Below are 22,276 nucleotides of genomic sequence, written 5' to 3' on the forward strand. Positions count from 1 at the left end.
ATGGTGTACAAGTTGGTGCTCGTTCGCCACGGCGAGAGCGAATGGAACGCAAAGAACCTCTTCACCGGCTGGGTTGACGTGCCGCTGTCGGAGAAGGGCGTGAAGGAGGCGAGCCACGCCGGCACGCTCCTCACCGATGCGGGTGTGCTGCCCGACATCCTCCACACGTCGCTGCTGCGCCGCGCGATCATGACCGCGAACCTCGCACTCGACGCGGCCGACCGCCACTGGATTCCTGTCCACCGCAACTGGCGCCTCAACGAGCGCCACTACGGCGCCCTGCAGGGCAAGAACAAGAAGGAAATTCGCGACGAGTACGGGGATGAGAAGTTCATGGAGTGGCGGCGCTCGTTCGATGTCGCCCCGCCGGAGATCGAGGTCGGTTCCGAGTACTCCCAGGATTCGGACCCGCGCTACGCCGGCGAACCGATCCCGCTGTCCGAGTGCCTCAAGGACGTCATCGCCCGCCTGCTCCCCTACTGGGAGGAAGCCATCGTCCCCGATCTGAAGACGGGCAAGACCGTGATGATTGCCGCCCACGGCAACTCGCTACGCGCCATCGTCAAGATGCTCGATGAGATCTCCGACGAGGATATCTCCGGCCTCAACATCCCCACCGGCATCCCGCTCTACTACGAGCTCGACGAGGAGACTCTCAAGCCCGTCAAGAAGGGCGGCACCTACCTCGACCCGGAGGCCGCCAAGGCCGCCATCGAGGCCGTGGCCAACCAGGGCAAGTAGCAGGTCCACAACCTGGTGTGCACGGGTGGCCTGAGCACGGCAGAAGCCGGCCCAGGCCACCCGCCCTTTTGCCCGCGCCCTCTGTTCTCCCCCCCTGCATCTAGGCGCAGTGTGTCCGGTCGGGTGTAGCGACGACGCTAGATCCTCACGCCACGCGCGCGGGCATCCGCGAGCCAGTTCTCGAACCCCTCCCGGGTTTTCACATCGCTCCACACCAAGTGAAGCGGATCGATGCCGATCGCGCGTAGATGGCGGTCGCGGTCGGTTTCGTGGCTGATGGCGGCGCGGACGTCGCCGTCCTTGAGCATGGAAGGTGTGAACATCTTCGCCCTGCCGTCGAATTCGTAGGCGATCTTGCGGGCGAGGTCGAGGAAGTCGAGCCGGTACGTCCGATCCCGCAACTGCACCCACACTTGCGGCTTGACCGGAAGGAGGGAGAAATCGTCCAGGCGCAACAGCGTCAGCGATTCGCCCACCGACTCAATCCTTCCATCCATCAGCCGTAGCACCCGCCGAATGTTCCCCACCCCTTTGACCCGTTGTAGCTGCCCTGCGATCGTTTCGATTTGCTCGCGGGTTGCGAGCTCGCGGTGGAGGACGAAGTTTGCGCAGGCCAGTGCATCCTCCACCGTGGCGAAACGTGCCAGGTCAACCACCACCTGCGCCGGCGCCGACACCACAATTCCCGCCACCTCCACCGTCTCCGGCTCGGCGGGAGAGCGAAAGGTGCGGGTGTTGGCCGTGCGTCCTGAAGAGCTCGCGGGCCCCACTTGCCGAACAACGTAGCTGGGATGCCCGTGGACCAGCGGTAACCCGAGCAACATCGCGGCGGACTGCCCGGCCAGTGCCACGTGTTTGGAGCGCGCTCGGTCTGTGCGCCGGCGGTCGACGTAGTCGATGAGGTGGAGGGCTGCCGTCCGCTCGCGCTCGTACGCCTGGGCTTCCGGATCTGGGCTGGGGCAAACATAGCCGGGGAAAGGCCGATGCCAACGGTGAGCGGTGGCATGCCGGCCAAGCTCGCGGTGATCATCGGTGTGAAGGTCGCCGAGCCGTACGCCCTGCTGGCGGATCCGCAAGAAGCGCACCTCTGCATTCTTGAGCCACGAGGGCAACCCAATGTCTGTGTTCGGCGTGGGCTGCGAGACGAGGCGGGGGCGCGTGCTCATGGGTGTCCTTTCCCTGTTTGCCCATGAGCATATTGTTTTCCGACGACGACGAATGCTGCCCAACCCCCATATGTGGATAGGGTCGGCACATCGCGCGCCTGTGGACAGGTTTTGCGACGGGTTCGTGTGGATGGGGTGGGTGTCCGAGGCTGTCGAGCGCGGTCCGATCCACAGATGCGGCACTAAACCGCAAGATGCGGCACTACTTTACCGTTATTTAGTGCCGCATCTTGCGGTTTAGTACAGCATTTGCGAGGTGACCCAGCGGCGGGGCGCTGAGCCGGGCCTGCACGCGGGCGAACCGGCGCTGAACCGGCCCTCGAGCCCGGGCAGCTGGCCAGCCGGGCCTAGAACTCCTCGATCTGGGCCATCTCCTCGTCGTCCAGCGCCATGCCGGTCACGAGGAAGCGCATGCGGTGCGCCACGGACACGCCGTGGTCGCCGAACCGCTCAAGGTAGCGGCCGAGCAGGATGATGTCCACGATCTCCTGGCGGGTGAGGTCGAGCGAATCGTCGAGGACGTAGTCGAAGGTGCGGGAGTGGAAGTCATCGAGGACGTCGTCGTCGGCGATGATCTGGGCGGCGATGGAGAGGTCCTGGGTCTCGACGAGTTTCGCCACGAGGTTGCCCACCTCGGCGGCCTTGGTGGCCATCTTCTCGAAGAGCTGTTGCACTTCGCCCTTGACCACGGCCTGCGGGAAGCGGCCGCGTGCGACGTAGGCGACGTGGCGGGCGAGGTCGCCCATGCGCTCGAGGGTGGCGGACAGGCGCAGGGCGGAGACGACGGTGCGCAGGTCGCCGGCGACCGGGGCCTGACGGGCGAGCAGGGAGATGCCCATGTCGTCGATGTTGCGCTCGAGCATGTCGATGGAGTGGTCGGCGTCGATGACTCGCTCGGCGAGGGCGAGGTTGGCGTCCGTGAGGGAAGCGGCGGCACCATTCATGGCTTTCGCGGCGGCCTTTGCTTGCAAGACGAGGGTGTCAGACAGTTCTTGCATCTGCTGACGGAATTGTTCGCGCAACGGTACTCCTTTTGTGTGCCGCGGTTGAGTGACCCGAGCGGGTGGAGGGGCGCGGCTTCGCTCCCTTTGGAGATTCCACCATGTTCAGGTGAACACAGTTTACCGCGAAGGTTAACGGGAATTGACGGGTGAGAGGAAGCTTGGGTGTTGGGGCAAGAGTGTCGGTGGGATGGTTTACGCTTGGAGTCATGGCAGACGGTTTCGGTTTCGGGCTGGGGTTTTTCCTTGGCATCCTTGTGGTTGTGGTGGCGGTTGCGGCCTATGAGATTTCGCAGCGGCTCCTCGGGAATGCGGAGGTTCCGTCGCCTGTCGTGGATGATTCGGATGTAATGGCGGTGCTGGCGGCGTTGCCGCAGTCGCATATCATCATTGATGTTGACGACGCCGTGGTGCGGGCTTCGTCGATCACTTACGCATACGGGCTGGTCGGGAATGGACAGTTGCGCAAGGAGTTGCGGAATTTGGCGGCGGAGGCGCGTGCGGCAGGGGAGGTGTCGGCGTTGGATTTGCGGCTGCCGCGCTTGGATGAGGATGCGCCGGAGTTGCGCCTGTCGGTGCTGGCCACTCCGATTTCGGGTGACAAGGTGCTGATTTTGTTTGAGGACAACACGGAAAAGCGTCGTTTGGAGGAGACGCGGCGGGATTTCGTGGCGAATGTGTCGCATGAGTTGAAGACCCCGGTGGGGGCGATTGGGCTGCTGTCGGAGACGTTGACTAAGGTGGCGGATGAACCGGAGCACGTGCGGCGGTTTTCGGCGCAGCTGACGAAGGAGGCTGAGCGCCTGTCCCAGTTGGTGCAGGAGATCATCCAGCTGTCGCGCCTCCAGGATGCGAATGCGCTGGCGGATTCGGAGTTCGTGGAGGTTGACAGCGTCGTCGCCGAGGCCCTGGACCGGGTGCGGGTGGAGGCGGAGTCGCGGGACGTGCGGCTCGTGTCGGGTGGCACGCCGGACCTGCAGGTGTATGGCGATCGGGCGTTGCTCACGACGGCGGTGCGGAACCTTCTCGATAACGCCGTGCGGTACTCGCGCCATTTTGGGCAGGTGTCGGTGGCGGTGAGCGCGGAGTCCGGGGAGGTCCACATTTCTGTGATTGACCAGGGCGAGGGCATCCCGGAGGGCAGCCGTGAACGGATTTTTGAGCGCTTTTACCGGGGGGATCGGGCGCGCTCGCGCGAAACGGGTGGAACCGGACTAGGGTTGTCCATAGTGAAGCACGTGGTGGCCGAGCATGGCGGGCGTGTCAAGGTGTGGAGTCAGAAGGGGCAGGGTTCGACGTTCACCATGATTCTGCCCGAGGCCTACGTGCCGGAAGGCGCGCAGGGCCAGGTGGTGGTGGACATGAAGGGCGCGAGATGACGCGGATTCTTGTGGTGGAGGATGAGCCCACCTATCGGGACATGCTCGAATTTAACCTGTTACGCGACGGCTTTGAGGTGGAGACGGCGGCGGACGGGCTGGCCGCGGTAGAGAAGTTCTCCGAGGAGATCGACCTGGTGCTGCTTGACCTCATGTTGCCGGGCCTGTCGGGGAATGAGGTGTGCCGGCGGATCCGGGCCCAGTCCCAGGTGCCGATCATTATGGTCACGGCGAAGGACGCGGAGATCGACAAGGTGGTGGGCCTGGAGATCGGCGCGGACGATTACGTGACCAAGCCCTATTCGTACCGGGAGTTGGTGGCGCGCATGCACGCGATCCTGCGTCGCATGGCGGATGCGCCGGCGCGCGAGGAGTCGTCGGAGTTGCTGACGGTGGGCCGGATCGAGATGGACCTGGATGCGCATGTGGTCCGTGTGGCGGGGGAGCCGATCCCGATGCCGCTGCGCGAGTTCGAGTTGCTGGAGCTGTTCATGGAGAACCCGGATCGGGTGCTGACCCGCGGGCAGATCCTCGACCGGGTCTGGGGCATGGCCTACATTGGCGATTCGAAGACGTTGGACGTTCACGTTAAGCGCATCCGCTCGAAGATTGAGGTGGAGCCGGCCAGGCCGCAGGCGCTGGTGACGGTGCGGGGTTTGGGCTACAAGCTGGTGTCGAACCCGGAGGCGCAGTAGTTTTCTTTTCGGCGAAACTTTGGGGGCTCGAGCGGGCAAAGTGCAATGGTAGAATAGGGGGACATCGATTGAGAGAAGAGTGATCCCCCAGTGAGCTTCAAAGTTGGCGAAACCGTCGTTTACCCGCACCACGGTGCGGCTTACATTGAGGAAATCTCAGAGAAGACGATGCGTGGTGAGACCCGCACGTATCTGACGCTGCGGATCCTTCAGGGCGATCTGATCATTCAGGTTCCGCAGGAGGCGCTGGAGCAGGTGGGCGTGCGCGATGTGTCGAATGAGGCGCAGCTGGAACGCGTGTTTGATGTGTTGCGTGAGACGGACGTGGAGGAGCCTGCGAACTGGTCGCGCCGGTACAAGGCCAATGGTGAGAAGCTGACGTCGGGTGACGTGAACAAGGTGGCTGAGGTCGTGCGCGATTTGTCGCGTCGGAATGTGGACCGTGGCCTGTCGGCGGGGGAGAAACGCATGCTGGCGCAGGCCCGCGCGATCCTGGGGTCTGAGGTGGCGCTTGCCCGCGACATCTCGGATGAAGAGGCCGAAGTTTTGCTTGATGAAGTGATGGGGATCGACGCGGAGTCGGCGGCCACGGCTGCCACGCCGGAGTCGGCTGAGTCAGCGGACTAATGTCGATCGCCGCCGTCATCGCGGGCGCCGGCTCGGGCACGCGGCTTGGCGCCAACATGCCCAAGGCGTTGGTGCCGCTTGGCGGCGTGCCGTTGTTGGTGCACGCGATCCGCGGGATGAACGCGGCGGGCGTGGACGACGTCGTTGTCACCATCCCGGCCGGCAATGCGGTGCGCGAGGAGTTTGACAAGGCGCTCGCCGCGGGCGGGGTGAGCGCGCGGCTGGTGGTCGGCGGGGTGACGCGGCAGGGGTCCGTGGCGAACGGGCTCGCGGCCGTGACCAGCGATTTTGTGCTTATTCACGACGCCGCACGGGCGCTGACGCCCGTGGCTGTCATTGACCGTGTGCGCGTCGCGTTGGAGGCGGGGTATGACGCCGTGGTGCCGGCGCTGCCGGTGACTGACACGATCAAGGAGGTCGGGGACCGGCGGGCTGGCGTGGTCGGGCCGGAGGCGGCCGGAGGTGGGGACGCGGCTGGGAGCGGCGTCGTCGTCGAGCCGGTGGTGGCGACCCTTGAGCGCTCGCGGTTGCGGGCGATGCAGACGCCGCAGGGTTTTCGCACGGAGCTGGTGCGGGAGGCGCACCGGGCCGGGCGGGAGCGCGGGGCGGACGAGCTGAGCGCGGCGCCGGACGACGCGGCGCTGGTGGAGGCCATGGGGCACGAGGTGGTGCTCGTGGAGGGCTCGCCGGAGGCAATGAAGGTGACGACGGCCTGGGATTTGGCGGTGGCGGAGATGTTGCTGGAGAAGAGGGGGCGCTAACATGCGCGTGGCCACGGCCTTTGATGCCCACCGGTTTACCGAGGAGGAGCGACCGCTGTTTTTGGCGTGCCTGCGCTGGGACGGTGAGCGGGGGCTGGAGGGGCACTCGGACGCGGACGTCGCGGCGCACGCAGCCTGTGATGCGATCTTGATGGCGAGCGGAGTTGGCGAGCTGGGGACCGTGTTTGGGACGGACCGCCCGGAGTGGGCGGGGGCGTCGGGCGAGGCTCTGCTGGCGGAGTCGGTGCGGCTGGTGCGCGAGGCGGGCTGGCAGGTGGAGAACATCTCGGTGCAGATCATCGGGCAGCGGCCGAGGTTCGCGCCGCGGAAGGCCGAGGCGGAGGCCGCGATGAGCGCGGTGGTGGGGGTGCCGGTGGCGGTGTCGGCCACGACGTCCGACCGGATGGGCTTCACCGGGCGCGGCGAGGGGCTGGCGGCGATCGCCACGGCGCTGGTGAGCAGGGTCTAGACGGCCCACTGGTGGCGGGCAGCTGGGAGCCGGGGTAGGCAGTGGTGAAGCCGTAGCGAACAGATGAGTTTGAGGCCGGGAAGGCCGGTTTTGGCGATGAGAGCTCTCAGATTCACTAGTTGGCTACAGGGGCGGGAACTAAGCCTCCGCCTTAACCTTCGGCTGTGCCTTGACTGGCAGGAACGCCACCAGGCCCATGACTAGCACGATCGTGATGCCGAGGATGCCGAAGTAGGCGGCCTCGTCCACGCCGATGCCGAGCAACCCGGCGCCCACGGTGATCGCGGTGGAGTACATGAAGGGCGCCAGCGCGGAGACGGCGCGGCCGGTGGTGGCGTACAGGCCGAAGATCTCTGCTTCCTCGCCGGCCGGGGCAATGCGGGCCAGGTAGGTGCGGGAGGCGGACTGGATGGGCCCCACGAAGATGCACAGCACGAGCCCGAAGATCCAGTAGACCTGTTTCGGTGAGAGCGGCCCCACCCCGGCGTGGAAGAAGAACACGCACAGTCCCATGGCGACCATGGAGGTCAGGGAGATGATGATGACGGCGCGGGCGCCGAGTTTGTCGTCAAGCCAGCCGAAGGCGATGGTGGCGATGCCGGCTACCACGTTGGTGGCCACGCCGAACACGATCACTTCGTCGGCGCTGAAGCCGAACGCGGCGCTGGCGAGCACGGCGCCGAAGGAGAAGACGCCGGCGAGGCCGTCGCGGTAGATGGCGGAGGACAGGAGGAACCACACTACCTGCCGGTCGGAGCGCCACAGTTCGGCGATGGAGTGGAAGAGTTGCCGGTAGGAGTCGATGACGCCGAGCCGAGGTTCGCCTGTGCGGGCGGGCTTGTTGGACAGGGTGAAGAATAGGGGGAGGGAGAAGAGGAGGAGCCAGGCGGCGGAGAGGAGCATCGCCACCCGGATGTTGAGCCCGTCTTTGCTGGTGACGCCGAACCAGCCAACCTCGGGGCTGATGAAGCCGACGAACAGGATCAGTAGCAGGACGATCCCGCCAAGGTACCCCAGGCCCCACCCGAAGCCGGAGATGCGCCCGACATTGTGGGGTTCTGCGAGGTCGGAGATGATGGCGTTGTAGATGACGGATCCGGTTTCGAACAGGATGTTGCCGGCGGCCACGAGGAATAGGCCGAGCCATAGCCCGGATTGGCCGGGGATAACGAAGTAGAGGCAGGCGATAATGAGTGCGGTGGCGGTGGTGGTGACGCGGAGGACGGTGGCGCGTTTGCCGCTGCGGTCCACGGCTTGGCCGAGTGCGGGGGCGACGATCGCTACGAGGATGCCGGCGATGGCGAGGGCGAAGCCGAGGAGGCGGTTGGCGTCGGGCCCGAAGAGGTCGGCGTTGGCGAGGTAGACGGTGAAGACGAAGGTGGTGACCACGGCGTTGAACGCGGCCGACCCCCAGTCCCACAGCCCCCAGGCCCAGACGTCCTTGGTCAGTGTTTTGGTTGTTGGGGCTGCGCCGCCCGCCGCGTTGTGGTTCATAGTCTTAACATACGTCGTTTTCGTTACTGTCTGGTAAATAGGTCGACGACGCCGTCCGCGCCTCTCACGCCCGATGCCCAGCGCGTGCCGCCCGGCTTTCCCGACGACGGCCGCCCACCCGGCCAGCTGCACCCATCGCGTGACGCTGCCCGGGCACCGTCGTGTGGTCGGCGGCCCGAAGGGCTGGGGATGAAATGGGCGAGTGTCGGTGGGAGACGGTAGTCTGGAGGGGTGAAGATTTTTGATTCGAAAACGAAGTCATTGCGCGAGTTCACCCCGATCGAGCCGGGCAAGGTGGGCATCTATTTGTGCGGGGCGACCGTGCAGGGGTCGCCGCATATTGGCCACATGCGCTCCGCTCTGGCCTTTGATGTGTTGGTGCGGTGGCTGCGGCGTTGCGGGTATGACGTGACGATGGTGCGCAACGTGACCGATATCGATGACAAGATTTTGGCGAAGTCCGCGGAGGCGGGCCGGCCGTGGTGGGAGTGGGCCTACCGTTTTGAGAAGGAGTTTTCCAAGGCGTATCGGGACCTGGGCGTGCTGGATCCCACGTATGAGCCGCGCGCCACGGGCCACGTGCCCGAGATGATTGACCTGATCGCCACGCTGATCGAGCGCGGGCATGCATACGTGGGCAACCCGGGCAACGTGTACTTTGATGTGACGTCCTTGCCGGATTACGGCTCGTTGACGAATCAGTCGGTGGACGATCTTCACGACGACGAGGAGGCGGCTACCGACAAGCGCGGCCCGCACGATTTCGCGCTGTGGAAGGCGGCGAAGGTAAACGAGCCGGAGACGGCGTCGTGGGAGACACCCTGGGGGCGCGGCCGGCCGGGCTGGCACCTGGAGTGCTCGGCGATGGCGGGACGCTACCTGGGCGCGGAGTTCGACATTCACGCCGGCGGCATTGACCTGCGTTTCCCGCATCATGAGAACGAGCAGGCGCAGTCGCATGGCGCGGGTCGGGATTTTGCGCAGTACTGGATGCACAACGCCTGGGTGACGATCGAGGGCGAGAAGATGAGTAAGTCGTTGGGGAACTCGCTCACGGTGGAGAACATCGTGAAGGAGCACCCGGCGGTGGTGGTGCGCCTGGCGCTGGGCACGGTCCACTACCGTTCCACTGTGGCGTATTCGGAGTCCACACTCACCGAGGCGGGCGCGATTTGGGAGCGCCTGACTGGGTTCGTGCAGCGGTCGGTGGACACGGTGGGCGAGGTGCCGGCGGAGGAGATCGCGGCGCTCGGCCACGATGATTTCCCGGAGGATTTTGCGGAGGCGATGGACGACGACCTCAACGTCTCGGCCGCCCTGGCCCAGATTCACGAGCACGTGACGGCCGGCAACAGCGCCCTGGCGAACAATGATCACGTGGAGGCGCGCGCGGAGCAGGTGCTGGTGCGGGCGATGCTCGACGTGCTGGGCCTGGATCCGATGGCGGAGCCGTGGCGGCATGCGGATGCGTCGTCGTCGATGCATGACGCGCTGGACGCGCTGGTCAACCGGGTGCTCGAGGAGCGCGCGGAGGCGCGGGCAAACAAGGATTGGGCGCGGGCGGACGCGCTGCGCGATTCGCTGACGGTCGCCGGCATCACGGTGGAGGATTCGGCGGAGGGCGTGCGCTGGAAGGTCGGTGGTGACCTTGGCTAACGCTCACCGCGGGCGCCCGGGGGCGGTGCGCAAGAACGCGAAGAAGGGCTCGAGCAAGGGCACGGGCGGGCACTCCCGCAAGCGGCTCGAGGGCAAGGGCCCCACCCCGAAGGCGGAGGACCGCACCTACCACCCGGCGTATAAGAAGAAGCAGGAGCGCGAGGCCGCGGCCAAGCGCGCCGAGGGCCCGAAGCTGCGCGGGCATCTGCGCCAGCCGGAGGGGTATGAGCTGGTAGCGGGCCGCAACCCGGTTTACGAGGCCGTGCAGTCCGGCATCCCGTACGAGCGCGTGTTCCTCGTGGGGGCGATGTCTCACGACGAGCGGGTGGCTGAGGTCGCGCGCGCCGCGATGGACGCCGGCACGGCGATCGTGGAGGTCACGCGCACGGAGCTCGACATGATGACGGGTGGCGCGGTCCACCAGGGCGTGGCGATCGAGGTGCCGCCGTATGAGTACGTGGACGTGGAGCGGCTGGTGGAGCTCGGGCAACGCTCGGGGCGGACGGGACTCATCGTGGCGCTGGACTCGGTGACGGACCCGCACAACCTGGGTGCGGTCATGCGTTCGGCGGCGGCGTTCCGGGCCGACGGCGTGCTTATTCCCGAGCGGCGCTCGGCGTCGGTGAATGCCACGGTGTGGAAGGTGTCGGCGGGTGCGGCGGCGCGGTTGCCGGTGGCGCGGGAGACGAACCTGGTGCGGGCGCTGTCCTGGCTCAAGGAGCAGGGCTACTTCGTGCTGGGGTTGGCGGGCGACGGCGAGGTCGACGTCGCGGGCGCGGACATGGCGGACGTTCCGGTTGTGCTCGTGACGGGGTCTGAGGGCGCGGGGCTGTCGCGGCTCGTGCGTGAGACGTGCGACGTCGTCGTGTCGATCCCGATTGATTCGGCCACGGAGTCGCTGAACGCGGCGGTGGCCACCGGGATTGCGCTCTACCAAATTGATTCCGACAGAAAAGACGTGCAGGGCTAAAAATGTGTCGGAGGCCTGCGATAGGCTGGAAGGTGACGGCAGGCCGGACGGCAAAGGAGGCGACATGGCATCTTGGCGAACAGTTCACGGGCACATCCATCGGCTCGATCAGACGCTGGTGACTGATGGCGACATCGAGGCGTTCTTCGCCGATGAACGCATCCTTGGGCGCGGGCGTCCGGACGGTTCGGGCGGCTACACGTTTGAGGTGGCGGTGGGCGGCCGGCGTCGTCGGGTTGCCACGCTGGATGACACGGGCACGGTGTTCCGCGGGCGCTCGGTGAATGACCTGGTGGAGGAGCTGTCGGAGCGGCTGCGCAAGGTGGAGGTGGAGCTCGACGGCACGGTTGCCCACGGCCCGATTGACCTGGGCGCGGTGGACATCTCGCATGAGGTGCTGTTTGACGACTCCGAGGAGGAGCCGGTTAGCGACGCCGATATCCACGACGCGGCATTTGACCGCGAGGGCGCCATGCTGGTGATCGTGGACCTGCCGCTGTCCGAGGTGCCCAGCATCGTCAAGGTGGAGGACGAGGCGGTGGCTGTGTCCAAGCTGGGGGAGACCCTGGTGCTGGTGGCCAAGTCGAGCATGGATTCGGTGCGGCGGCTTTTCCCGCGGCCGTCGTTCCAGATCACGGTGTCGGCGGGGAACGCGGAGGAGAGCCCCACGCTGTACGTGCGGCGGGACAACTCGTATCTAACCTGGGATTGGAGCGGGGAGCTGCCCGTGTTCCCCTGGATCGAGCAGGGGTCCGAGGAATACGAGTTCGTGGTCGATGAGACGGGGGCGGGCGCGGTGGCGCGCAAGATGGTGGCCGACGTGATTGCGGCCCGGTTTGGCGACATCCGCGAGGCGCTGTGCAGTGAGGACGGCCCGCGGGCGCTGGTGGATGCGCTCGGGCTGCCCAGCGAGGTGGCCGACGTGCTGGAGGGCGACGGCGAGCTGGCCGACATCCCGAACTCGCGACTCTTCGAGCCCAGTAGCGCGGGGGCGGCGTTTGAGGACCGGCTGGCGTTTGAGCTCGCCGGCGAGGGCTTCGTGGAGCCGACTGTGGCGGGCGCCTACCGCAAGGTGTACTTGGAGCGGCCGTGGGCGGTGGCGCTGATGTCGGCCGCGCAGGCTGCTATCGGCGGGGCAATGCTGGCCTCGGCGTTTGGCAGGTCGGAGCGGGGAATGTCGTGGCGGATACGTGCGCTGCTGGGCGGCGGCACCGTGGTGTCGGGCCTCACGCGCATTCTGACCAGCGCGTATGCGGCTGAGCTCGTGCGCCAGCGGCAAACCGAGATCGACACCTGGAAGCGGATGCACAACTGGCAGGAGGGCCAGGGCTGAGCTTGTGGCCCTTACCCGCGTTTGCGACGCTTTTCTGACATCGGCGACGGCACACCACTAGCGCACCTGTCAGAGTGCCATCGCGGATGGGGGGGGAGCCAGGCGGCGTCGCCGTGAAGCGGGCGCGACCGCCAGCGCAGGCGAAGCCGGGCCGCGAGTCCGAGGTTTGGGCGGGCGTCTTGTCGGATGGTGAGACGATTTCGCGTGCGGGGTGGTGGTGAGTACGATCGTGCAGGGTCGTGAACGGGGTTCGCGTGCACCTTGACGTCTACTCACTGGAGGCTCGTATGGCTGGTTTTACTTGGAAGCTCCATGGCGATGGGCATTCTATCGCGCCGGGGGAGGTTGTTCTTCCGAACGAAAGACTGTCGTGGCCGATTACGTTCGGCATCGGCGCGCAACACGTGGTGGCCATGTTTGGGGCCACCTTTTTAGTGCCCCTGCTCACGGGGTTCGACCCGGCAACCACCCTGTTCTTCACGGGCGTGGGCACGATCTTGTTCCTGCTGATGACGGCGGGGAGGTTGCCGTCCTACCTCGGGTCGTCGTTCGCGCTGATTGCGCCGATCGGTGCGGTGACCGGCTACGTTGCCGGCGGGGGCGGTTCGGTCGACGCGGCGAAGGCGTCGCTCGCCCAGGGCGGGGTGATCGCGGCGGGTGCGGCGCTGGCGCTGGTCGGCGTCGTTGTGCACTTTGCGGGCGCGAGGTGGATTGACAAGCTCATGCCGCCGATCGTGACGGGCGCGATCGTGTCGCTTATCGGGTTTAACCTGGCGCCGGCGGCGTGGGGGAATGTGCAGCAGGCGCCGGTCACCGCGGTGGTGACGATTGTGACGATCCTGCTGGTCACGGTGCTGTTTAAGGGGATTATCGGGCGCCTGTCGATCCTGATCGGCGTGGTGGTTGGTTACATCACGGCGGTGGTGCGCGGCGAGGTTAGCTTCGATGCGATCTCGTCCGCCGGCTGGGTGGGCGTGCCGCAGTTCCGCGCCCCCGACTTCGACGTGACGCTGCTTGGCCTGTTCGTGCCCGTGGTGCTTGTGCTCATCGCGGAGAACGTGGGGCACGTGAAGTCCGTGTCCGCGATGACCGGCCAGGACCTCGACGACGTGACCGGCCGCGCGCTTTTCGCCGACGGTGTCTCAACCATGCTCGCCGGCTCGGGCGGCGGTTCCGGTACCACGACGTACGCGGAGAACATCGGCGTGATGGCCGCGACCCGCGTGTACTCAACCGTGGCCTACGTGATCGCGGCGTTTATTGCGCTCGGGCTGTCAATGCTGCCGAAGTTCGGCCAGCTGATCGCCACCATCCCGCCGGGGGTGCTCGGCGGCGCGGCCACCGTGTTGTACGGCATGATCGGCATGCTGGGCGTGCGCATCTGGGTGCAGAATCGCGTGGACTTCTCCGACCCCGTTAACCTCAACACGGCCGCCGTGGCCATGGTGATCGCGATCGCGAACTACACCTGGCACTGGGGTGAGATGACCTTCGAGGGTATCGCGCTCGGCTCGTTCGCCGCGATCATCATCTACCACGCGATGCGGGCCCTGTCGCGTTGGCGTGGCACGACGATCGAGCCCGCCACCCCGGCCTCCGCGCCTGCCGGTGCGGAGCTCGAGCCGGGTGCCCTGACGCGGGAGCACTAGGAGCGGGCGCGGCGCTGGCTCCTGTTAATGTTGGCGCTGGCCGATTTCAATTTACTGGACGATTTCGGGGTCATCTTCGCTATATGGGCCTATGACCCCGAAATCGTCCAAGTTTTTTAATCGGACACCGGGGAATGCGGGGCGGGCGCCGGCCGGCCCGCCGGCGCCCGCCAAGTTGCCAGCACCCTGCCCACCTCCGCGTGCGGCGGGCAGGGGGCGTCGTCGGCGTCGTGAACGTCATCCCCCAGTACCGCAAGATTCCTGCGCAACCCGGCGTAAATCCGCTAGATTGGACGGGTGAGTTTCAACGCCCGCGCCGAGTACCGCAAGCGCACGCAGCAACGCCAGACCGTCATCTTCGGTTCGATCATCGCCGTCATGGCGGTGTTGCTCGTGCTGGGGACGCTCACGTGGTCGGGACTGCTGCCCATACCCTTCGACAGGGAGTTTTCCAAGGCACCGGACACGAACTCCGTGGTGTGCCCGATTGACGGCGCGCAGCACGTCGATCCCACCACCATCACCGTCAGCGTCTACAACGCCACCACCCGCACGGGTCTGGCGGGAACGGTGGCGACGTCGCTGTCTGCGGCCGGGGTGGTCGTGTCCGAGACCGCGAACTGGGGTGGCGAGGAATTCACCGAACCCGTGCGGCTCTACGCCAGCCCGGACGGCGTGACCAGCGCCTACACGCTGCGCGCCTACTTCCCCGACGCCCTCGTGCACATCGACCCGAACATCACCAGCCAGATCGTGGACGTGGTGCTCGGCGAGGGTTACACCGACCTGGTGGCCGCCCCCACCGAGGAACAGCTGGTCGCCGCGATGGAGCCGGTGGAGGACTGTGTTCCGGTGGAGACCTTCCAGGAGTAGCGCGGTTCCGCGGCGTCCGCTGCACCTGCGATGCTTTTCTGACTTTGGCGACGGCAAATTGCTAGCGCGGATGTCGGAAAGGTGTTGTGAGTAGGGTGTCGGCGGCAGAGTGTAACGCTGCTTCCAGAGTGCGACTCCGCGCCGCCAGAGTGATATTCGCCTGCGCAACAGTTGCGCTCTAGAGTGAAACTATTCATACTGTAGAGTATGAAATGGACGACAGAGCGGCTCCTTCGCACTCTTGAAGAGTTTCGTCAGATCAAGCGCGATGCGACTGATGTCGAGGTCAAGCGCGCCTCGAAGCTCCCGGGCAACCTGCCTGAAACCATGTGCGCATTCGCGAACATGCCGGGTGGCGGCGCGGTCATCCTCGGTGTTGACGAGCGCGACAACTTCGCCGTCGTCGGCGTGGATAACGCACACGAGCTGGCGGCGCGAGTCGTGGATCAAACCCGCTCGTCCGTCACCCCGGCCCCGCAGCTTTTGCCGACGGTTCTGACCTGGGAGGGGAGGGAGGTCCTCGTTGTCGAGGTGACTCCGTTGCCGCTGTCGCAGCGCCCCGCCTTGCATCGCGGCCGCGCCTACCTGCGCCAGTCGGACGGCGACTACGTGATGAACGACGCCGACCGTGCACTTATCGAGATCCAAAAGCTGGGGCAGTCCGAGCTCTACCGCTTCGATTCTGCCGCTGTGTCCAGCACGTCGATCGACGATCTCGATCCGAACGCGGCGGCTGATTTCTGCGCAAATGCTCGCAAGACGAGCAGGCGCCTCGCCCAGGTAACGGACGACGCCGAACTCCTGGAACTGACAAACGTGCTCGCTCCGGGCGGCGAAGTTACGCTCGCCGGCCTGTACTCGCTCGGACGCTACCCGCAGGCAAAGGCCCCGCAGCTTCGGGTGACAGCCGCGGTGCAACTGCCGCGCGACCGCTCGGGCAGCGTCCGCACGCGCAGCCGGCAGGACTTCGACGGCCCACTTCCCGACCTCCTCAATTCTGCCCTGCGATGGGTGGAGGAAAATGCGCCGCGCCACAACCGTTACCTCGACGACGGCAACATGGTCGAAGAGCCGCTCTTCCCGCTCGTCGCAGTTCGCGAGATCATCGCGAACGCGCTGGTCCACCGCGATCTTTCCCCGAACTCGGAAGGCCAGTGGGTGGAGGTGCGCATCGTGGGCGATCACCTGATCGTCACCAATCCTGGCGGGTTGCGAGGCATCTCGAAGGAGCAGCTCGCGAGCGCATCGCTCGCCAAGAACGCCGTGAACCCCCGCCTGTACGACATGGCAAAGCGCCTCCGAACCGATTCCGGTGCGAGCGTGATCGAAGGTGAGGGTGGAGGCGTGTCCGAGGTGTACCGTCAGCTCGGTTTGGCCGGCCTCCCGGCCGCCACTTTCGCCGATAACGGCGTGCGTTTCACCGCCATTCTCTACGGCACCCCCGTCGCATATGCCGAGCTGCCGACGACGATGCCCGCGCCGACGATCTTGGATGTGGAAGCGGAGCAGGATCGTCCGGAAAGGCCCGTTTCCGTTCCCGTGCTGACCGCTTTCGTGACGAAAAACGGGGAAGCCGTGCTCGAAGCTCTCGCCGCCAGTGGGCCGCTCTCGTTCCAGGAGCTACGCGCTCGCACCGGGTTGAATACCGGGCGTTTGCGATACGCGCTCAACAAGCTCAAGGAGGCCGGCAGCGTGGGCCAGTATGGCGGTTGGGGTAACCGTGATACGAAGTATCACATTGTCTCTGAGTGAGAGGATGAATTCGAGTGCGCCGCCGCATTGGGCGGCACAGTGTAACTCCGTTTCTACAGTGTAAATCCAGAGTATGACAGCGCAAGTGCCAGAGTGCGAAAAGTGGTGCTCCAGAGTTCGAAGTTTCGCGCCCGCGCAACGATGTCGTGAATGGGGATCTGCGGTGCGGGCACAAGTGCCGCGAACGAAACTGAGAGAAAAAGACGTCGGATTTGATAACTGTTACGTGCAAACGAGAACCTTCCGCCGAGTAGGAGGTTTTTGTTTTCAAGATTAGTTCGGCAAGTTTTGTGGGCCTCATTACCCCATCACGGGTAATTCTCTTCTTTCGGATTCCGAAGCACGTTTTGGCTAGCGGGGGCGATTCTTGCCTTCCGCCAGCTAGTTCGACACTAGGGGGTGCGGACGATGTCAACTAGTTAGCTGTCTTCACGTCTTCTTGAATTCGGCTTATCCGTCGGAATCAGGAATGTCATGATCGGCCTTTTTGGCTCTTGATTCAAGCCCTTTAATGGTTTCCAGATAGTCCTTCTCGACCTGTGAAGGTGTCTGTACCTGATATTTACGGTATTCAGCAGTTGCCTTGTAAATCGCTTTCTGGTGGCTGACTGTTCCTGCCCCTTGAAGCTGCTGTTGCCCAGTTGCTGCCAGGATATTGTCAAGATGCTCGACGTAGTCGCTCATGTACATCGGATGGTGATTCATAGCCTGCACTTCAGCAAAATCGAAGTAACCAGAAACTAGACGATTTAGCACCTTTAATTCGTCTTCCGTCAAATAGTTCTTGGCCACTTTGGTCTCTGCAAGAATAGGCTGATTGCCCTTGAAAGTCGTTAAGCCCATGAAAGGTTTGGAAGCATCGGCTCGGCTATAAATGATTTCCGCCGCTGTGTGTCCGTGGGTAGCGTAATGCAACTTGTTCTGAACCATCTTGAAAAAAGCGACCGATTCTGCGCTCTTCGGGTCATAGTCAACACTAGTTGCGTATAGATCCAGCACTTGTCGGTACATCACTTTCTCCGACGAACGGATATCGCGGATCCGCTCGAGAAGCTCGTACCAATACGATCCACCACCAAGGTTCTTAAGTCGCTCGTCATCTAGGGTGAAGCCCTTGATGAGGTACTCTTTCAGTCTCTCGGTTGCCCAACGTCTAAATTGCGTAGCAGTCTTGGATTTAACCCGATATCCCAGGGAAATAATCATGTCTAGGTTGTAGTGAGGCAGCGTCCTCGCCACGTTGCGGCTACCCTCACGGCGAACCTGTCGGAAATCCCGACAGGTTGCCTCTTCATCAAGTTCACCCTCTGCGTAGATGTTTCCAATGTGCTCGACAATGTTAGACCTTGAACTTTGAAAAAGCTCCGCCATCTGCTGCTGCGTAAGCCAAACCGTCTCACCCTCAAGTCGGACCTCGATACGTACAGTGTTCTCTGGGCTCTGGTAGATCAGCATCTGTCTATTGGGCTCGTCAGTTCGACTATTGTCTTCTGTGGCCATGACGCTCCCTTCCGCACGAGTGATGAGACCGACCACTAGGCGATTTGCAGTAGCTGGTCAGCAACCGAATCGCAGCGCATTTACCAACAATTGTAGTTTACGAGCCACGGTGTTTTGAGAGACGACAGATCAGGTGGTTTATATCAGTTTTTCAACGTGCAATTGGAATTATCCGAGCGCTGGATATTTCAGCTATTTGATTAGGGCTGGAGAAAAGAGTGGCGTAACTGCGGTTCTGTGGCTACCAAACAACGAGTCAGTTAGAATTAATGAAAGCGGGCAAGCCCAGAGGACACGGAGCGTTTCAATACCGGCTTGATTGAGCGTTTCGAGGATTAACTCTGTGAGTGTTTCGTACTCTTGAGCAGTAGACGGACTTGCTTCAAGTTCGTGTTGGACAGTCCTGAAGTGCTTGATCGGTATGGACTCATTTCGCGGGCGCAGCAAACTTCCAGCCCAAGAACCTTCGTTCTTACAGATGTAGATTGGAACGCCCTAATCTATCACGCCATCGTAGACGAGGATACGATCCGATTCGTATTCCGCACCGGTGAACAGGTGAGCATGACCCTGCAAGGGTGATATTGCAGCGGTTGACGTGCACGGTTAGGTACATCTTCCAGAATTTAGATAAGGTTAGCCTTGCCTAATAAGGATGGTGTTTGCATGGACGATAGTGCAATGGATCAGGTTGTTGACGGCGAGTATGGGTCCGCGAAGGAAAAATCTGTCGCTGGCCAGAACGCGATCCGTCAACTATCGCAGCCAGTGAAAGGCAAGCTGTTCGTCGCGCAGGTTTTGGCTTTTCTCTCTGGCGTGTTGGCTATTGCCCCGTATGTGGCTCTGGTGGAGCTTGGCAGAGAACTTATGCAAGACCAGGTGGACCCGGCGCGGGTGAACTGGATCGTCATGCTCCTCGTCAGCGCATACATGACTCGGTTGACCTTATATTTTGTTGCATTGGGCGTGACGCATTTTATTGACCTGTCGTTGCGTAATCAAATGCGCCGCCAGATTGCCGCCCGCATGTCGACTGCTCCGCTGTCGTGGTTTACCCGCGAGGGTGAGGGGAAGATCCGCAAGACCATTCAGGATGATACGGCCACGGTGCACACAGTGATCGCGCACGGGCCGATTGAGAAACTGAACGCGATCGTATCCCCGCTCGCCTTGTTAGCCTATGCGTTCGTGGTGGATTGGCGGCTCGCTCTGCTGTCGATCGCGACGATTCCGATCTATGTGGGCATGTATGGCATGTCGATGCGTGGGATGAATGAGAAGACCGCACAAATGGATACCAAGCTCGCTCAGGTTTCGGCAACGATGGCCGAGTTCGTTGCCGGTATCTCAGTGGTGAAAGCGTTCGGCAAGGTCGGCCAAGCACATAAAGCCTATTTAGATGCAGCTAACGAGTTTTCTAAGTTCTACCGGGCATGGTGCATGCCGCTGGTGTCGATGTCGGTCGCCTCATTTTCGTGGGTGTCGATCCCGGTGTTGTTGATCGTGAACCTTGGCGGTGGCGCGTTGATGATGAACGCCGGTTGGGTGAGCATCTACGAGGTGATAACGACCACGTTGATCGCCTTGGTGTTGCCGGGAGCGTTGATGGCAGTCGCAACCATCGCCTGGTCGTACCAGCTCGCAGGGTCTGCGGCAGTACGGCTGGTGAACGTCATGGAGCTACCGGCATTGCCTCAGCCAGATATGCCGCAGACGCCAAAGGGTCATGATATCGAGATTCGGGGTGTGTCGTATGCCTATGACGAGACCCAAGCGTTAGACGAAGTGAGCCTGAGCATTCCGGCAGGCACGGTGACCGCGCTGGTTGGGCCTTCGGGCGCGGGAAAGTCGACGTTGGCGAGTTTGATTGCCCGCTTCGATGATCCAGATGCTGGCACGATCACTATTGGCGGGGTTGATCTAAAGAGCATTTCCCAGGATGTGTTGTATTCGACGGTCGCATTTGTCCTGCAAGATGCACAGCTTATTCGCGACACCATTCGAAACAACATCGCTCTTGGCGCGCCAGACGCAACCTTGGATCAGGTGCGGCAGGCGGCGCGGGCGGCGCAGATCGATGAGTTCATCATGAGCCTGCCAGATGGTTACGACACTGTGTTGGGTGAGGATACCCACGTTTCGGGCGGGCAGGCAGCCCGTATCGCGATCGCCCGGGCGCTCATGGTTGATGCCCCAGTGTTGGTGTTGGACGAAGCGACGGCGATGGCGGACCCGGAATCGGAATCGAAAATCCAACAAGCTCTCTCGACTCTTGCCAAAGGCAGAACCGTGATTGTGATCGCCCACCGACTGGCCTCGATCAGAGGGGCAGACCAAATCGTCGTCATGGAACGCGGGCGCATTGCTGTGGTCGGTAAACACGACGAGCTGTTGGGTAATGCGCACTATCAGGCACTTCTTGCCCAAGGTGCATGCGAGGAGATGACACGATGAATCAACTATTGCTGCCACGCTTTAAGCGTTTGATGGAACCCGCCTCGTGGCGAGACCTCTCGGTCGGTCAAGCGTGGGGTGCGGTCTCAGGACTGTGTCACGGCTTTGCCCTGCTGACTTTGCTTCCCGCAGCAAGTGCCCTAGCGACCGGAATGCCGGTGTGGGGGCTGTCGTTTTGGGGCTGGCTCATCGCCTTGGCGGTAATCGCGATGCTGGGCGTGGGCACGGAGTTTTATGGCATGCGCACCGGCTATATCGGCGCGCTCGGGTTCATTCACGACGTACACCAAGCGGTCGGCAACAAGGTAGCCCGCCTACCGTTGGGAGTGTTTGATTCGGGTAGTTCTGGACGGCTGTCGCGCATGGTCACCCAGGAAATGATGAACTTGGGCGAGTCGGCGGCACATTTCATTTTCTCCCTCGTCCAAAAACTCTCAGCCGTGCTGGTGATCACTGTGGGCACGTGGTTCTGGGATTGGCGACTGGGACTGACCTTGACGATCGCCTTCCCGATCATGCTCGCCTTCCTTCATATCTCCCGTGTGCTTCTCGATAAGGGCAAACAGGTTTCCGAACCAGCAGAATCGGAGCTGGCGGCTCGCATGGTCGAATTCTCCACCTGCCAAGGCGCGCTGCGCTCCTGCCATGTCGCCGACGACTACCCGGCCCTTGATCGGGCATTCAAACAGGCTGACCGCAAAAGCCGCAAAGCATTGTGGATCGAAACATTAGCGAACCTGATAAACGGAATGTTCGTCCAAGCCCTTGTCGTGGTAATGATTTGGCTGACCGCCCAACTCGCCCTCGGCGGGCAGATGAATGCGTTGAACGCTGTGGTCACCATCGGCATGTGCCTGCGGTTCACCACCATGCTCCAAGACATCGGTGGCTGCATGACCGGGCTGGAAGAACGCCGCCAGCAAATGAATCACGTCGACAAGATCATGGACGCTCCCGAACTGTCCGAACCCGATGTCTCCACACCGGTGAGCGCTCCTGGTGATGTTCGTTTCGAGGACGTCGCCTTCGGCTACGATCCGGACACCCCGGTTCTCCGTGATATTTCCTTCCATGTCCCGCAAGGCGGCATGTGTGCCCTGGTTGGCCCTTCCGGCTGCGGAAAAACCACAATCGCGAGGTTGGTTGCACGTTTCTGGGATGTGCAGTCCGGCAGCGTATACGTTGGCGGGGTTGATGTGCGCGAGCAGACCACCGAAGATTTGATGCGCCAGGTGTCTCTCGTTTTCCAAGACGTCTATTTATTCAATGACACGCTCGAAGCCAACATTCGCCTTGGCAACCCAGAAGCTACCGATGAAGAAATCAGGTGGGCCGCTGACCTGTCGGGCGTGACCGAAATCGTCAACCGGCTCCCAGACGGCTGGAATTCATTGGCGGGTGCTGGCGGGCGCGCACTGTCAGGTGGGGAACGCCAACGCGTCTCTATCGCCCGCGCCTTGGTGAAGAAGGCCCCGATCGCGCTGTTCGATGAGGCCACCAGCGCGTTGGATGCGGAAAATGAAGCCAACATTGTTGCGGCGATGAACGAGCTACGCAAGCACTCCACACTGATCGTGATCGCCCACAAACTTGAAACCATTCGCCAAGCTGACCAAATCATTGTGCTCTCCCACGGTGGGCGTATCGCCCAGCGCGGGTGCCACGACGAGCTGGTCAACCAGCCAGGTCAATACCGCGATTTCTGGCAAGAGCGCATCAACGCCGCCGGATGGCAACTCGTCTAAAACACAGCACT

Annotated in this window: 18 protein-coding genes; 14 read left to right on the top strand and 4 right to left on the bottom strand. The window is 63.1% G+C overall.

Annotation, left to right across the window (positions count from 1 at the left end; all coding sequences use genetic code 11):
* Positions 1 to 741 (top strand): phosphoglyceromutase, encoded by a 741-nt coding sequence (locus AQZ59_RS03175; RefSeq protein ID WP_062613072.1) that lies wholly within the window; start codon positions 1 to 3, stop codon positions 739 to 741.
* 137 nt (positions 742 to 878) lie between these two features.
* Here the strand turns inward: AQZ59_RS03175 and AQZ59_RS03180 are convergent, their stop codons facing one another.
* Both AQZ59_RS03180 and phoU read right to left on the bottom strand, forming a co-directional pair.
* Complete coding sequence (locus AQZ59_RS03180) at positions 879 to 1,907, bottom strand: hypothetical protein (protein ID WP_152994710.1); 1,029 nt, start codon at positions 1,905 to 1,907, stop codon at positions 879 to 881.
* Positions 1,908 to 2,254: 347 nt separating this feature from the next.
* The gene (phoU, locus tag AQZ59_RS03185) at positions 2,255 to 2,929 is read right to left on the bottom strand and encodes a phosphate signaling complex protein PhoU (RefSeq protein ID WP_062613074.1); all 675 of its coding nucleotides are present in this window, start codon (positions 2,927 to 2,929) and stop codon (positions 2,255 to 2,257) included.
* A gap of 188 nt (positions 2,930 to 3,117) precedes the next feature.
* On the opposite strand from phoU, the gene AQZ59_RS03190 reads away from it, so the two are divergent.
* From AQZ59_RS03190 to ispF, 5 genes are all read left to right on the top strand, one after another.
* Positions 3,118 to 4,287, top strand: coding sequence for a sensor histidine kinase (locus AQZ59_RS03190; RefSeq protein WP_062613075.1), 1,170 nt, complete (start codon positions 3,118 to 3,120; stop codon positions 4,285 to 4,287).
* A complete protein-coding gene (locus AQZ59_RS03195) occupies positions 4,284 to 4,982 on the top strand; it encodes a response regulator transcription factor (RefSeq protein ID WP_062613076.1) in 699 nt (232 codons plus the stop codon). Before AQZ59_RS03190 ends, AQZ59_RS03195 begins: the two co-directional genes overlap by 4 nt.
* A 90-nt stretch (positions 4,983 to 5,072) precedes the next feature.
* The gene (locus AQZ59_RS03200) at positions 5,073 to 5,609 is read left to right on the top strand and encodes a CarD family transcriptional regulator (protein WP_062613078.1); all 537 of its coding nucleotides are present in this window, start codon (positions 5,073 to 5,075) and stop codon (positions 5,607 to 5,609) included.
* On the top strand, positions 5,609 to 6,370 hold the full coding sequence (locus AQZ59_RS03205; protein WP_070445775.1) for an IspD/TarI family cytidylyltransferase: 762 nt from the start codon (positions 5,609 to 5,611) through the stop codon (positions 6,368 to 6,370). The genes AQZ59_RS03200 and AQZ59_RS03205 overlap by 1 nt, the downstream gene beginning before the upstream one ends.
* A gap of 1 nt (position 6,371) precedes the next feature.
* Positions 6,372 to 6,839 carry a 2-C-methyl-D-erythritol 2,4-cyclodiphosphate synthase gene (ispF, locus tag AQZ59_RS03210; protein WP_062613080.1) on the top strand — a complete coding sequence of 156 codons (468 nt, stop codon included), beginning with the start codon at positions 6,372 to 6,374 and terminating at the stop codon, positions 6,837 to 6,839.
* 138 nt (positions 6,840 to 6,977) lie between these two features.
* On the opposite strand, the gene AQZ59_RS03215 is transcribed toward ispF, so the two are convergent.
* Positions 6,978 to 8,333 (bottom strand): MFS transporter, encoded by a 1,356-nt coding sequence (locus AQZ59_RS03215; protein ID WP_062613082.1) that lies wholly within the window; start codon positions 8,331 to 8,333, stop codon positions 6,978 to 6,980.
* Between the two features lie 231 nt (positions 8,334 to 8,564).
* On the opposite strand from AQZ59_RS03215, the gene cysS reads away from it, so the two are divergent.
* The 6 genes from cysS (at position 8,565) to AQZ59_RS03245 (ending at position 16,566) form a co-directional block, all read left to right on the top strand.
* The gene (gene cysS / locus AQZ59_RS03220; RefSeq protein ID WP_062613084.1) at positions 8,565 to 9,989 is read left to right on the top strand and encodes a cysteine--tRNA ligase; all 1,425 of its coding nucleotides are present in this window, start codon (positions 8,565 to 8,567) and stop codon (positions 9,987 to 9,989) included.
* The gene (gene rlmB, locus AQZ59_RS03225) at positions 9,973 to 10,959 is read left to right on the top strand and encodes a 23S rRNA (guanosine(2251)-2'-O)-methyltransferase RlmB (protein ID WP_236698648.1); all 987 of its coding nucleotides are present in this window, start codon (positions 9,973 to 9,975) and stop codon (positions 10,957 to 10,959) included. The genes cysS and rlmB overlap by 17 nt, the downstream gene beginning before the upstream one ends.
* Before the next feature lie 64 nt (positions 10,960 to 11,023).
* Entirely contained in the window at positions 11,024 to 12,292 is a 1,269-nt protein-coding gene (locus AQZ59_RS03230; protein WP_062613085.1) for a hypothetical protein, read from the top strand.
* Between the two features lie 287 nt (positions 12,293 to 12,579).
* Complete coding sequence (locus AQZ59_RS03235; protein ID WP_062613177.1) at positions 12,580 to 13,941, top strand: uracil-xanthine permease family protein; 1,362 nt, start codon at positions 12,580 to 12,582, stop codon at positions 13,939 to 13,941.
* Positions 13,942 to 14,238: 297 nt separating this feature from the next.
* Positions 14,239 to 14,814, top strand: a complete 576-nt coding sequence (locus tag AQZ59_RS03240) for a LytR C-terminal domain-containing protein (RefSeq protein ID WP_062613087.1) — start codon at positions 14,239 to 14,241, stop codon at positions 14,812 to 14,814.
* Between the two features lie 207 nt (positions 14,815 to 15,021).
* Entirely contained in the window at positions 15,022 to 16,566 is a 1,545-nt protein-coding gene (locus AQZ59_RS03245) for an RNA-binding domain-containing protein (protein ID WP_070808042.1), read from the top strand.
* Positions 16,567 to 17,016: 450 nt separating this feature from the next.
* On the opposite strand, the gene AQZ59_RS03250 is transcribed toward AQZ59_RS03245, so the two are convergent.
* Positions 17,017 to 18,066, bottom strand: coding sequence for a virulence RhuM family protein (locus AQZ59_RS03250; protein WP_062613089.1), 1,050 nt, complete (start codon positions 18,064 to 18,066; stop codon positions 17,017 to 17,019).
* A gap of 666 nt (positions 18,067 to 18,732) precedes the next feature.
* Between AQZ59_RS03250 and AQZ59_RS03255 the strand changes: the two genes are divergently transcribed.
* Positions 18,733 to 20,520 carry an ABC transporter ATP-binding protein gene (locus AQZ59_RS03255; protein ID WP_062613091.1) on the top strand — a complete coding sequence of 596 codons (1,788 nt, stop codon included), beginning with the start codon at positions 18,733 to 18,735 and terminating at the stop codon, positions 20,518 to 20,520.
* Positions 20,517 to 22,265 (top strand): ABC transporter ATP-binding protein, encoded by a 1,749-nt coding sequence (locus AQZ59_RS03260; RefSeq protein ID WP_062613093.1) that lies wholly within the window; start codon positions 20,517 to 20,519, stop codon positions 22,263 to 22,265. The genes AQZ59_RS03255 and AQZ59_RS03260 overlap by 4 nt, the downstream gene beginning before the upstream one ends.
* The last annotated feature ends 11 nt before the right edge of the window (positions 22,266 to 22,276 follow it).

Origin of the sequence: Trueperella bernardiae (genome assembly GCF_001469025.1) — a bacterium.
In the GTDB taxonomy this organism is placed as follows: Bacteria; Actinomycetota; Actinomycetes; order Actinomycetales; family Actinomycetaceae; genus Trueperella; species Trueperella bernardiae.

What these genes read in the sequence shown, in the direction of transcription:
- AQZ59_RS03175 (WP_062613072.1), top strand. Translation starts at nt 1, where the DNA reads ATGGTGTACAAGTTGGTGCTCGTTCGCCACGGCGAGAGCGAATGGAAC.
- AQZ59_RS03180 (WP_152994710.1), bottom strand. Translation starts at nt 1,907, where the DNA reads ATGAGCACGCGCCCCCGCCTCGTCTCGCAGCCCACGCCGAACACAGAC.
- AQZ59_RS03190 (WP_062613075.1), top strand. Translation starts at nt 3,118, where the DNA reads ATGGCAGACGGTTTCGGTTTCGGGCTGGGGTTTTTCCTTGGCATCCTT.
- AQZ59_RS03195 (WP_062613076.1), top strand. Translation starts at nt 4,284, where the DNA reads ATGACGCGGATTCTTGTGGTGGAGGATGAGCCCACCTATCGGGACATG.
- AQZ59_RS03205 (WP_070445775.1), top strand. Translation starts at nt 5,609, where the DNA reads ATGTCGATCGCCGCCGTCATCGCGGGCGCCGGCTCGGGCACGCGGCTT.
- ispF (WP_062613080.1), top strand. Translation starts at nt 6,372, where the DNA reads ATGCGCGTGGCCACGGCCTTTGATGCCCACCGGTTTACCGAGGAGGAG.
- AQZ59_RS03215 (WP_062613082.1), bottom strand. Translation starts at nt 8,333, where the DNA reads ATGAACCACAACGCGGCGGGCGGCGCAGCCCCAACAACCAAAACACTG.
- AQZ59_RS03230 (WP_062613085.1), top strand. Translation starts at nt 11,024, where the DNA reads ATGGCATCTTGGCGAACAGTTCACGGGCACATCCATCGGCTCGATCAG.
- AQZ59_RS03235 (WP_062613177.1), top strand. Translation starts at nt 12,580, where the DNA reads ATGGCTGGTTTTACTTGGAAGCTCCATGGCGATGGGCATTCTATCGCG.
- AQZ59_RS03245 (WP_070808042.1), top strand. Translation starts at nt 15,022, where the DNA reads ATGAAATGGACGACAGAGCGGCTCCTTCGCACTCTTGAAGAGTTTCGT.
- AQZ59_RS03250 (WP_062613089.1), bottom strand. Translation starts at nt 18,066, where the DNA reads ATGGCCACAGAAGACAATAGTCGAACTGACGAGCCCAATAGACAGATG.
- AQZ59_RS03255 (WP_062613091.1), top strand. Translation starts at nt 18,733, where the DNA reads ATGGACGATAGTGCAATGGATCAGGTTGTTGACGGCGAGTATGGGTCC.
- AQZ59_RS03260 (WP_062613093.1), top strand. Translation starts at nt 20,517, where the DNA reads ATGAATCAACTATTGCTGCCACGCTTTAAGCGTTTGATGGAACCCGCC.